Origin of the sequence: Sphingomonas oleivorans, assembly GCF_003050615.1 — a bacterium.
GTDB lineage: Bacteria > Pseudomonadota > Alphaproteobacteria > Sphingomonadales > Sphingomonadaceae > Sphingomonas_H > Sphingomonas_H oleivorans.
The window spans coordinates 239,971-250,551 of record NZ_NWBU01000007.1 but is presented as its reverse complement, the minus strand read 5'-3'; the positions used below and the strand labels follow the sequence as shown (position 1 = coordinate 250,551).

12 protein-coding genes are annotated in these 10,581 nt (G+C 66.3%); 2 read left to right on the top strand and 10 right to left on the bottom strand.

Going from position 1 to position 10,581, the window contains the following annotated elements; genetic code table 11:
* Nucleotides 1-70: 70 nt before the first annotated feature.
* The 8 genes from rseP to rpsB all read right to left on the bottom strand — a co-directional run bounded on the left by rseP (nucleotide 71) and on the right by rpsB (nucleotide 7,163).
* Entirely contained in the window at nucleotides 71-1,204 is a 1,134-nt protein-coding gene (rseP, locus tag CLG96_RS09380; protein WP_107967608.1) for an RIP metalloprotease RseP, read from the bottom strand.
* Entirely contained in the window at nucleotides 1,201-2,364 is a 1,164-nt protein-coding gene (locus tag CLG96_RS09375; protein WP_107967607.1) for a 1-deoxy-D-xylulose-5-phosphate reductoisomerase, read from the bottom strand. Before CLG96_RS09375 ends, rseP begins: the two co-directional genes overlap by 4 nt.
* Nucleotides 2,365-2,366: 2 nt before the next feature.
* Nucleotides 2,367-3,170: a phosphatidate cytidylyltransferase gene (locus CLG96_RS09370; RefSeq protein WP_243395715.1), complete on the bottom strand. Its 804-nt coding sequence runs from the start codon at nucleotides 3,168-3,170 to the stop codon at nucleotides 2,367-2,369.
* Nucleotides 3,167-3,913, bottom strand: a complete 747-nt coding sequence (locus CLG96_RS09365) for an isoprenyl transferase (RefSeq protein WP_107967605.1) — start codon at nucleotides 3,911-3,913, stop codon at nucleotides 3,167-3,169. Before CLG96_RS09365 ends, CLG96_RS09370 begins: the two co-directional genes overlap by 4 nt.
* A 26-nt stretch (nucleotides 3,914-3,939) precedes the next feature.
* Nucleotides 3,940-4,497 (bottom strand): ribosome recycling factor, encoded by a 558-nt coding sequence (frr, locus tag CLG96_RS09360; RefSeq protein WP_107967604.1) that lies wholly within the window; start codon nucleotides 4,495-4,497, stop codon nucleotides 3,940-3,942.
* 16 nt (nucleotides 4,498-4,513) lie between these two features.
* Nucleotides 4,514-5,230, bottom strand: coding sequence for a UMP kinase (pyrH, locus tag CLG96_RS09355; RefSeq protein WP_107967692.1), 717 nt, complete (start codon nucleotides 5,228-5,230; stop codon nucleotides 4,514-4,516).
* Nucleotides 5,231-5,386: 156 nt separating this feature from the next.
* Entirely contained in the window at nucleotides 5,387-6,310 is a 924-nt protein-coding gene (tsf, locus tag CLG96_RS09350; RefSeq protein ID WP_107967603.1) for a translation elongation factor Ts, read from the bottom strand.
* A gap of 100 nt (nucleotides 6,311-6,410) precedes the next feature.
* A complete protein-coding gene (gene rpsB, locus CLG96_RS09345; RefSeq protein ID WP_107967602.1) occupies nucleotides 6,411-7,163 on the bottom strand; it encodes a 30S ribosomal protein S2 in 753 nt (250 codons plus the stop codon).
* A gap of 234 nt (nucleotides 7,164-7,397) precedes the next feature.
* On the opposite strand from rpsB, the gene CLG96_RS09340 reads away from it, so the two are divergent.
* A complete protein-coding gene (locus CLG96_RS09340) occupies nucleotides 7,398-7,637 on the top strand; it encodes a hypothetical protein (RefSeq protein WP_107967601.1) in 240 nt (79 codons plus the stop codon).
* On the opposite strand, the gene CLG96_RS09335 is transcribed toward CLG96_RS09340, so the two are convergent.
* The gene (locus tag CLG96_RS09335) at nucleotides 7,600-8,376 is read right to left on the bottom strand and encodes a CDP-alcohol phosphatidyltransferase family protein (protein ID WP_107967600.1); all 777 of its coding nucleotides are present in this window, start codon (nucleotides 8,374-8,376) and stop codon (nucleotides 7,600-7,602) included. The genes CLG96_RS09340 and CLG96_RS09335 overlap by 38 nt on opposite strands.
* Before the next feature lie 11 nt (nucleotides 8,377-8,387).
* Nucleotides 8,388-9,122, bottom strand: coding sequence for a phosphatidylserine decarboxylase (locus CLG96_RS09330; protein WP_107967599.1), 735 nt, complete (start codon nucleotides 9,120-9,122; stop codon nucleotides 8,388-8,390).
* A gap of 152 nt (nucleotides 9,123-9,274) precedes the next feature.
* Here CLG96_RS09330 and CLG96_RS09325 point away from each other — a divergent pair, with 152 nt between their 5' ends.
* Entirely contained in the window at nucleotides 9,275-10,495 is a 1,221-nt protein-coding gene (locus CLG96_RS09325) for an NADP-dependent isocitrate dehydrogenase (RefSeq protein ID WP_107967598.1), read from the top strand.
* The last annotated feature ends 86 nt before the right edge of the window (nucleotides 10,496-10,581 follow it).

Genomic DNA, 10,581 nt, shown 5'->3' with positions numbered 1-10,581 from the left:
AAAAACGCATCAAACGCCACATGGCGCGCCGGCCCCCCGAAGACCGGCCCCATGCCCTGCCCCAAGCGCGTCAGCCGATCAACCCGGCAAGCCGCCGCCACAGACCGAACGAGCCGAGATCATTCACCGTGACGAACAGCATGAAGCCGAGCAGGAGGGCAAGGCCGGATCGAAACGCCCATTCCTGCGCCTGCGGCGGCAGCGGACGCCGCCGGATCCCCTCCAGAACATAAAAGATCAGATGGCCACCATCGAGCATCGGGATTGGCAAGAGATTGATGAATCCCAGATTAATCGAAATCATCGCGATCAGCATGATCAGCTTGGCAAGGCCCAGCGTCGCCTGCTGCCCCGAAATCTGCGCGATCTTGAGCGGCCCGCCCAATTCCTTCACCGAACGGCGGCCGGTGATGATCTGGCCGATCGTATCGACCATGGTGCGCAGGATCGTGCCCGTCTGGCGCACCGCGGCGCCGAGCACCTCATGCGGCTTCAACGGCGCGATGATGCGCGGCCCCGAAGCGACGCCGAGCACGCCCTTGCGAAATTCATTGCCGAACCTGTCCCGCTCGATCATGGCGGCCGGGGTGACGACCGCATTCATCGGCCGCCCGTCGCGGACGAAGCCGATCGCCAGCGGTTCTTCCGGGCGGATCTGGACGATCATGACGATATCGTCGAAGGTCGTGACCGAACGGCCGGCCACCGATACGATCCGGTCGCCCGCGCGCAGGCCCGCGGCAGCGGCCGGGGAACCGGCGCTGATCGCTGCGGCGACGGGCGGCGTGCGCGGCTCGCCATAGGCGATCAGGAAGCCCGCGATGATGGCGATGGCGACGATGAAATTGGCGATCGGGCCTGCGGCGACGATGATGAAACGCTGCCATAGCGGCTTGGCCTGGAAGGTCTTGGCCCGCTCCTCGGGCGGCAGGCGCAGCCATTCCGGCGAGGGCTGGTTGGCCGGGTTCATGTCGCCTGCGAACTTCACATAGCCGCCGAGCGGCAACCAGGCGATCTTCCAGCGCGTGCCGCGCCGGTCCGTCCAACCGACCACCTCCTGCCCCATGCCGATCGAGAAGACGTCCGCCTTCACGCCACAGGCGCGGCCGGCGAGATAATGGCCGAGCTCATGCAGGAAGACCAGCGGGCCGATGACCAGCAGGAAGCTCAGCACCGTGATCAGAAAACCGGGACCCTCGATCACGTGACCAGCCTTTCCATCACCTCCGCCGCCCGCGTCCGCGCAGCCGAATCGATGGCGAAGACATCGTCGAGCGACGCGGGCGCCGGCGGATCATAACGTTCCAGAACCTCGGCCACGACCGCGGCGATATCGAGGAATCCGACCCGCCGTTCCAGAAACGCGGCGACCGCCACCTCATTGGCCGCGTTGAGCACCGCGGGGCGCGCGCCGCCCGCCGCCAGCGCAGCCTGGGCGAGGCCGAGTGCGGGGAAGCGATCATAATCCGGCGCCTCGAAATCGAGCCGGCCGATCGCCGCCAGATCGAGCCGGGGCGCGGGCGTTGCCATGCGCGCGGGCCAGGCGAGCGTATGGCCGATAGGCGTGCGCATATCCGGCGTGCCAAGCTGGGCCAGCACCGATCCATCGACATATTCGACCATCGAATGGACCACCGACTGGGGATGGACCAGCACCTCGAACCGATCGGCGCCGACGGGGAAGAGGTGATGCGCCTCGATCAGCTCCAGCCCCTTGTTCATCAGCGTGGCCGAATCGATCGAGATTTTGGCGCCCATCGACCAGTTGGGGTGGCGCACCGCCTGTTCGGGCGTCGCCGAAGCCATCTCTGCCCGGCTCGCCGCGCGGAAGGGGCCGCCGCTGGCGGTGAGGATGATCTTGCGGATCTTCTCGGGCGCTTCGGGCGCGAAGCATTGGAAGATCGCATTATGCTCCGAATCGACCGGCAGCAGCGTAGCGCCCGATGCGCGCGCGGCCCGTGTCATCAACGCGCCGGCGGAGACGAGCGATTCCTTGTTGGCGAGCGCGACCGTGCGCCCCCGTTCGAGCGCGGCCATTACCGGGCGCAGCCCCGCCGAGCCGACGATCGCCGCCATCGTCCAGTCCGCGCCCAGCGCGGCGGCATCGATGATGGCCCCTGCCCCGCCGGCCGCCTCCACCCCCGTGCCGGCCAGCGCGGCGCTGAGATCGGGCAGCAGCGCCTCCTCCCCGATCACGGCGAGGCGCGCACGGGTACGGCGCGCGGCAGCGGCAAGCCCGGCCACGTCGCGCTGCGCGGTGAGCGCGACCACCTCGAACGTCTCGAGATCGCGCTCGATCAGGTCGAGCGTGGAGGTGCCGATCGAACCGGTCGCGCCGAGAATCGAGACGGTACGCCGGGCCATGATCAGATCAGGCCGGCAGAACGGAGCGCGGCGATCAGCACGGCGACGGGCACGACCCCATCCAGCCGATCGAGCGCGCCGCCATGGCCGGGAAGCAGCCGGCCGCTATCCTTCACTCCGGCACGGCGCTTGAGCCAGCTTTCGAACAAATCGCCCATCTGGGCCAATATGGCGAGCGGCGCCCCCAGAAACAGCAGCGGCCCGGGCAGGCCGAACAGCGCGGCAAGGCCGGCGCCGAGGAGCAGAGCCGCCACCATGCCGCCGAGCAGGCCCGACCAGGTCTTGTTCGGGCTGACGATCGGCGCGAGGCGCGGGCCACCGAAGCGCCGGCCGGAAAAATAGGCGCCGATGTCCGTCGCCCAGACGATGGCGAGCGTCCAGAGCGTGAGCGCGATCCCCTGCGGCTGTTCGCGCAGATAGATCAGGCCGATCGCAGGCAGGCCGGCATAGAGCAGCCCAGCGCCGAGCCGCGTGCTGCCGCTCGCCACCGCCACGACCAGCGCCGCGCCGCCGAGCAGCATCACCACACCACGCTCCGGCCCGACCAGCAGCGGACAGGCGCAGAGAAGCGGAACGGCGAAGACGATCAGCGTGGCGCGGATACGCCCCGTATCGCAACGCATCAGCCCGCCCCATTCGGCCAGCATCAGCAGCGCCGCAACGGATGCGAGCAGCCAGAAGGCAAAGCCGCCAAGCCAGAGCGCCACGAGCGCCACCGCGATCATCGCCGCCCCCGCCCCCGCGCGGGTCGCGAGATCGGAGCGGCTCCGGGCGAGCGTCCCGCCCAAGCCGGTATCGGCCATCATAGCCCGCCGTAGCGCCGCTCGCGCGCGCCGAACGCCGCAACTGCCTTGGCAAGTGCTGCACCATCGAAATCGGGCCAGAGCGTGTCGACGAACAGCAATTCGGCATAGGCTGCCTGCCACAGCAGGAAATTGGACAGGCGCGCCTCGCCGGAGGTGCGGATCAAGAGGTCGAGCGGCGGCAGGCAATGCGTGTCGAGCCGCGCCTCGATGGCGGATGCGTCGATCGAGGCAGGATCGAGCGTACCGCTACGCGCCTCCTCCGCCAGCGCGCGCGCGGCGCGGACGATCTCGTCCTGCGCGCCATAGTTGAGCGCGATCACGAAATGCATGCCGCTATTGCCCGCCGTCCGGGCGCGGGCCTCATCGATCAGCGCGACGATATCGGAATCGAGCCGGCGATAGTCGCCGATCACATGCAGGCGGATGCCGTTGGCATGGATCTCGTCTATCTCGCGGCGCAGATAATGGCGCAGCAGCCCCATCAGGTCCGCGATCTCGGTCACGGGGCGGCGCCAATTTTCCGAGGAAAAGGCATAGAGGGTGAGCGCCTCTATGCCCATCTCGCCCGCCGCGCGCAGCGTCTTGCGCAGCGCTTCGGCGCCCTGGCGATGGCCCGCGATGCGAGGCAGCAGGCGTTTCTTGGCCCAGCGGCCATTGCCGTCCATGATGATCGCAACATGGCGCGGCACGACGGCCCCGCCAGCGGATCGCGAAGCGACGGCATCCCCAGCCGGAGACGCCATTGCGGATGACTGGGCCGAGGCCGGCGTCACTTGCCCAATATTTCCTTCTCCTTGGCGGCCGCCGCCGCGTCGAGATCGGCGATGGTGGAATCGGTCAGCTTCTGCACCTCGGTCTCGCGGCGCTTGCGATCGTCCTCGCCAATCTCGCCCTTCTTCTCGTCCGTCTTGAGCGAATCCATGCCGTCGCGGCGGACATTGCGCACGGCGATGCGCGCCTTTTCCGCATATTGGCTGGCGAGCTTGGCCAGCTCCTTGCGACGCTCCTCCGTAAGATCGGGGATCGGGATCCGCAGATTCTGCCCGTCGACGATCGGATTGAGGCCGAGGCCGGCGGCGCGGATCGCCTTGTCGACCGGGCCGACGCTCGATTTGTCCCACACCTGCACCGCAAGCATGCGGGGCTCGGGCGCGGTGACGGTGGCGACCTGATTCAGCGGCATATGCGCACCATAAACCTCGACCGTCACCGGATCGAGCAGCGAGGTGGAGGCGCGGCCGGTGCGCAGGCCGGCAAGATCATGCTTCAGGGCCTCGACGGCGCCAGCCATGCGGCGCTCCAGATCGGCCTTGTTGTACGCAGCCATTAATTGGTCCTTTTTTTCAGTTTCCGACGATCGTCGCCGTTCCCTCGCCCGCAAGCACGCGGGCCAGATTGCCCTGCTCGCGGATGTTGAACACAACGATCGGAATATTGTTGTCGCGGCACAGTGCCACGGCGCTGGCGTCCATCACCTTGAGGTCGTCCGACAGCACCTGATTGAAGCTGACCGTATCGTAACGGGTCGCGGTCTCCACCTTCTTGGGATCGGCATCATAGACGCCATCGACCGACGTGCCCTTGAACAGCGCGTCGCAGCCCATTTCGGCAGCGCGGAGCGCGGCCGCGCTGTCCGTAGTAAAGAAAGGATTGCCGGTGCCCGCAGCGAAGATCACGATCCGCCCCTTCTCCATATGGCGCACGGCGCGGCGGCGGATATAGGGCTCGCACACCGAAGGCATGGGAATGGCGGACTGAACGCGCGTCTCGACGCCGATCTGCTCCAGCGCATTCTGCACGGCAAGCGCGTTCATCACGGTCGCGAGCATGCCCATATAGTCGGCGCTGGTGCGATCGAAGCCGCGCGCGGCGGCAGCAAGACCGCGGAAGATATTGCCCCCGCCTACGACGAGGCACAGCTCGAACCCGGCGGCCTGGGCAGCGGCGATCTCGCCGGCGACGCGCGCCGTGGTGGCGGGATCTATGCTGACCTTTCCATCCCCCATCAACACTTCACCGGACAACTTCAGAAGAATGCGTTTGAAGCGCGGCAGGGTCATGCAGGGGTTCCGTTCATCGAGGAAAATGAGGCGGGAGCGCACCATAGTAGCGGGATCGCCCGCTGCCAAGCGACGCGGGCGCGGCCCGAACACAAGGACGCCCGCCGGAGCCCGCCCCGCAAGGCGGACCCCGGCGGGCGCCGGAAAGCGTGCGGATCAGGCGCCCGCCGCAGCCGCGACTTCCGCCGCGAAATCGCTCTGCTGCTTCTCGATGCCCTCGCCGAGCTGGAAGCGGACATAATCCTTGAGCGTGATCGTGCCGCCGGCTTCCTTGGCCGCGGCCGCGACGACGTCGGCGATCTTGGTCTTGTTGTCGATCACGAAGATCTGGCTGAGGAGCGCATTCTCCTTGCGGAACTTCGCGATCGCGCCTTCGACCATCTTCTCGACAATGTTCGCGGGCTTGCCCGATTCGGCGGCCTTTTCGGTCGCGATCGCGCGCTCGCGCTCGACGAGCGCCGCATCGAGCCCATCCTCATGCAGCGCCTGCGGGCTGGCGGCGGCGATGTGCATGGCGAGCTGCTTGCCGAGCGCCTCGATCTTCTCGACCGGAGCATTGCCCTCGAGCGCGACGAGCACGCCGATCTTGCCGAGGCCCGGCGCGGCGGCATTGTGGACGTAGGGCACGATCGCGCCTTCGCTCACGTCCAGCACCTTCACGCGGCGCAGATTCTGATTCTCGCCGATGGTGGCGATATTGGCAGTCAGCTTCTCCGAAACCGTGCCGCCGCCCGGATAGGCCGCGCCGGCGAGCGCCTCGACATCGTCGCCGCCCTCGAGCGCGAGCGTGGTGACGGTGCGGACGAAATCCTGGAACTGATCATTCTTCGAAACGAAGTCGGTCTCGGAATTGACCTCGACCGCAGCGCCCTTGGTGCCCGCGACGGCGACGCCGACCAGCCCCTCGGCGGCGGTGCGGCCGGACTTCTTGGCGGCGGTGGCGAGGCCCTTGGTGCGCAGCCAGTCAATGGCGGCTTCCATGTCGCCATTGGTCTCGGTGAGCGCCTTCTTGCAGTCCATCATGCCGGCGCCCGAGCGCTCGCGCAGATCCTTGACGGCAGCAGCGGTGATCTCCGCCATGTCCTTTTCCTTTCAGATAGAAATTGACGGGACGGAGCCATCGCCCCGCCCCGTTTCAGTCTCGTGACGGGCGCCGCCGCGACGGGGCGCCCGAAGCCGATCAGGCGAGCGCTTCTTCGGCCGGCGGAGCTTCGGACGCGCCGAAATCCTCGCCGCGAAGCTGGCGCGCACCCTGGTTGCCGCGGGTCGCCGCCTCGGCCACCGCGTCGCAATAGAGGCGGATCGCGCGGGCCGCGTCGTCATTGGCCGGGATCGGGAAAGCGATGCCCGAGGGATCGACGTTCGAATCGAGGATCGCGACGACCGGGATGCCGAGCGTATTGGCTTCCTTGATCGCCAACTCCTCCTTGTTGGCGTCGATCACGAACATCACGTCCGGAATGCCGCCCATATCGCGAATGCCGCCGAGCGACAGCTCGAACTTGTCACGCTCGCGGGTGAGCTGGAGCACTTCCTTCTTGGTGAGGCCGTGCGTGTCGCCCGAAAGCTGCTCCTCGAGCGCCTTGTAGCGCTTGATCGAGCCCGAAATGGTCTTCCAGTTGGTGAGCATGCCGCCCAGCCAGCGATGGTTGACGAAATGCTGGCCCGAACGACGCGCCGCATCCGCGATCGGCTCCTGCGCCTGGCGCTTGGTGCCGACGAACAGAACCTTGCCGCCATGGGCGACCGTCTGGCTGATGAAGTCAAGCGCACGCGCGAAGAGCGGCACGGTCTGCGACAGGTCAATGATGTGGATGCCGTTGCGATCGCCGAAGATGTAAGGCTTCATCTTCGGGTTCCAGCGATGCGTCTGGTGGCCGAAATGCGCGCCCGCGTCGAGCAGCGCCTGCATGGAGACGGTGGGAGCCGCCATAGGATAATCTCCTTCCCGGTTACTACCTCTGCGGGGCAGTGACCGGACCCAGCCTCGGCTGGCTCCCGGCACCGGTATGTAGCCCCACATGTGGAATGGCTGCGCGCCTAATCGCATTTTCCGCGCAAATCAAGGGTTGACGAACGGAACATAACAGGAACATATAAGAGCAGACATAGTCGTGATGGACCGGCGAACCCGCCGGAAACATCGTAGGGATCGGAGTTTCGTAAGATGCTTCAGATATTTGCGACGATCTTCTTCGCGGGCGCAGCATTGGGCGCCCTGGCCGTGCTCGCGGCCAGCCTGATCGACAATCGGGACATGATCCGCCGTGCGCTGGGCAGGGACGAACCCTATCTTCAGCCGCAGCCCCTGCCTCCGCGAATCCGACTGGTCCCCGCGCCGCGCCGGGCGAGGATGATGACGCAGGCGGCTATTGCGCGCCCTGCTGAGCTGCGCGCTGCCGCCTGACCCGGGCATAGCTGCGCACGCTGAAAGGAATGGCCAGTATATAGAGTATGGCGATCACGCTGAGCGTCGCCCAGGGTGCGCTGATCAGCGCGGCGCCGACCAGCCCGACCAACACCAGCACCCAGAGCCTGAACCCCGGGCGCAAGCGGAAAGACGACCAGGAAAAGGTCGCCAGATCGGAGATCATCAGGAAGGCGACGAGGATCGCCCAGGGCGCGACGACATAGACCTGGCGGAAAAAAGGCTCGCCCGTCACCAGCCAGAGATAGATGGGCAGCAATGCCAGCCCTGCACCCGCCGGCGCGGGAACGCCCGTCAGATAGCCAGCGGACTTATGCGGCTGTTCCTTGACGTCGATGCTGGCGTTGAAGCGCGCGAGGCGCAGCGCGCAGCAGACGGCATGGGCGAGCGCGAAGACCCAGCCGAACTGTGGCAGATGCTGCAACGACCAGAGATAGATGAGGATCGCGGGCGACACGCCGAAGGCGATCACATCCGACAGCGAATCGAGCTCGGCACCGAAACGGCTCTCGCCCTTGAGCATCCGGGCAATGCGCCCGTCCAGCCCGTCGAGGACGCCGGCGATGACGATCGCGGCGATCGCCTTCTCCCATTCGCCCGAAATGCCGAAGCGCACGCCCGTGAGCCCAAAGCAGAGCGCGAGCGCGGTGACCGCGTTGGGCGCGAGCGCGCGCAGCGGAATGCCCCGGAACGGGCGATGGGGCGAAGGCGATTTCATCCTGTTCGGCCTTAGAGCGGAATACCGTCGATCTTCTCGCCGTCGCCAATGCGGCCGAGGATCGTCTCGCCCGCGATCGAGCGCTGGCCGAGCGCGACCTTGGGCGCGGTGCCTTCCGGCAGATAGACGTCGACGCGGCTGCCGAAACGGATCAGGCCGACGCGCTGCCCGGCCGCGACGATGTCGCCAGGCTTGACGAAGGGCACGATGCGCCGCGCGACGAGACCGGCAATCTGGGTGAAGCCGATGCGCGTGCCGTCCGCGCCCTCGACCAGGAAATGCTGACGCTCATTATCTTCGCTCGCCTTGTCGAGGCTGGCGTTGAGGAACTTGCCCGAAATATAGACGACGCGGCGGATCGTGCCGGCGATCGGGCTGCGGTTGATGTGCACGTCGAACACGCTCATGAAGATCGAGACGCGGATCATCGGCTCGTCGCCCAGCGCATCCGGCCCACTCAGCTCGCGCGGCGGCGGCACCCGCTCGATCATGGTGATGAGCCCGTCGGCCGGCGCCACGATCAGCCCCGGCCCGCGCGGTACCGAGCGGACCGGATCGCGGAAGAAGGCCAGCACCCAGATGGTGATCCCGGCCATCGGCCAGGCCAGCGTCTCCCAGGCGAGGAGCGCGAAGATCAGGGTGATGCCGCCGGCGATCAGGGCGAATTTGCGGCCTTCGGGATGCACCGCCGGCCAGCGCCAGCGGACGCTCGGCGTCGTGCCGGATGTCTGTTCGAGAGAGTTCATCGCATCCTTCTAGGGACGGCGCCTCTGGCTGACAATCTCGATGGGCCAAAAGCGCCGCGGGCGCCATCGTTCCCGCCCTGTTGAATCTCGCCGCCTACGGCCCTAGAGCCCCGACACAACAACCCTCCATTGGACGAGGAGAAAGCAGGCCCATGGCGAAGATCAAGGTGAAGACCCCGGTCGTCGAGATCGACGGCGACGAGATGACGCGGATCATCTGGCAGTGGATCCGGGAGCGGCTGATCCTTCCCTATCTCGACATCGACCTGCTCTATTTCGATCTCGGCATCGAAAATCGCGATGCCACCGACGATCAGGTAACGGTGGACAGCGCGCGCGCCATCCAGAAATATGGCGTCGGCGTGAAATGCGCGACGATCACGCCGGACGAGGCGCGCGTCGAGGAATTCAAGCTCAAGAAGATGTGGAAGTCGCCCAACGGCACGATCCGCAACATCCTGGGCGGCGTCGTCTTCCGCGAGCCGATCGTCATCAAGAATGTGCCCAGGCTGATCCCGGGCTGGACCGATCCGATCGTCGTCGGCCGCCATGCCTTTGGCGACCAGTATCGCGCGACCGATTTCAAGGTGCCCGGCCCCGGCAAGCTGCGCATGATCTGGGAAGGCGAGGACGGCCAGCGGATCGAGGAGGAAGTGTTCAACTTCCCGTCGCCCGGCATCGCCCAGGGCATGTACAATCTGGACGACTCGATCGCCGATTTCGCGCGCGCCAGCATGAACTATGCACTCGGTCGCGGCTGGCCGCTCTATCTCTCCACCAAGAACACCATCCTGAAGGCCTATGACGGCCGCTTCAAGGATATTTTTCAGGAGATTTTCGACAAGGAATTCAAGGAGAAGTTCAAGGAACGCAATATCGTTTACGAACATCGCCTGATCGACGACATGGTGGCGAGCGCGCTCAAGTGGAGCGGCAAGTTCGTCTGGGCGTGCAAAAATTATGACGGCGACGTGCAGTCCGATCAGGTGGCGCAGGGCTTCGGCTCGCTCGGCCTGATGACCTCGGTGCTGATGTCGCCCGACGGCAAGACGATCGAGGCGGAAGCCGCGCACGGCACCGTCACGCGCCATTATCGCATGCACCAGCAGGGCAAGGCGACGTCGACCAACCCGATCGCGTCGATCTTCGCCTGGACGGGCGGCCTCAAGCATCGCGGCAAGTTCGACGGCACGCCCGACGTGACGCGCTTCGCCGAAACGCTCGAGCAGGTCTGCATCAAGACGGTCGAGCAGGGCCAGATGACCAAGGATCTCGCGATCCTGATCGGCCCGGACCAGCCCTGGATGACCACCGAGCAGTTCTTCGAGGCGATCCGCGTCAACCTCGAAACCGCGATGGCGGACTGGAAGTAAGGGAACGCGCAGCCCTCCCGCTCCGTTTCGGCTGCATCGCCGGAATGGAGCGGGAGAGTGCTGAAAGTAGCTGACAGCAGCAGCAA

Bases quoted from the DNA above. Each gene is read 5' to 3' on its own strand.
- CLG96_RS09375 (WP_107967607.1), bottom strand. From the start codon at position 2,364: ATGGCCCGGCGTACCGTCTCGATTCTCGGCGCGACCGGTTCGATCGGC.
- CLG96_RS09370 (WP_243395715.1), bottom strand. From the start codon at position 3,170: ATGATGGCCGATACCGGCTTGGGCGGGACGCTCGCCCGGAGCCGCTCC.
- CLG96_RS09365 (WP_107967605.1), bottom strand. From the start codon at position 3,913: ATGGCGTCTCCGGCTGGGGATGCCGTCGCTTCGCGATCCGCTGGCGGG.
- frr (WP_107967604.1), bottom strand. From the start codon at position 4,497: ATGGCTGCGTACAACAAGGCCGATCTGGAGCGCCGCATGGCTGGCGCC.
- pyrH (WP_107967692.1), bottom strand. From the start codon at position 5,230: ATGACCCTGCCGCGCTTCAAACGCATTCTTCTGAAGTTGTCCGGTGAA.
- tsf (WP_107967603.1), bottom strand. From the start codon at position 6,310: ATGGCGGAGATCACCGCTGCTGCCGTCAAGGATCTGCGCGAGCGCTCG.
- rpsB (WP_107967602.1), bottom strand. From the start codon at position 7,163: ATGGCGGCTCCCACCGTCTCCATGCAGGCGCTGCTCGACGCGGGCGCG.
- CLG96_RS09340 (WP_107967601.1), top strand. From the start codon at position 7,398: ATGCTTCAGATATTTGCGACGATCTTCTTCGCGGGCGCAGCATTGGGC.
- CLG96_RS09335 (WP_107967600.1), bottom strand. From the start codon at position 8,376: ATGAAATCGCCTTCGCCCCATCGCCCGTTCCGGGGCATTCCGCTGCGC.
- CLG96_RS09330 (WP_107967599.1), bottom strand. From the start codon at position 9,122: ATGAACTCTCTCGAACAGACATCCGGCACGACGCCGAGCGTCCGCTGG.
- CLG96_RS09325 (WP_107967598.1), top strand. From the start codon at position 9,275: ATGGCGAAGATCAAGGTGAAGACCCCGGTCGTCGAGATCGACGGCGAC.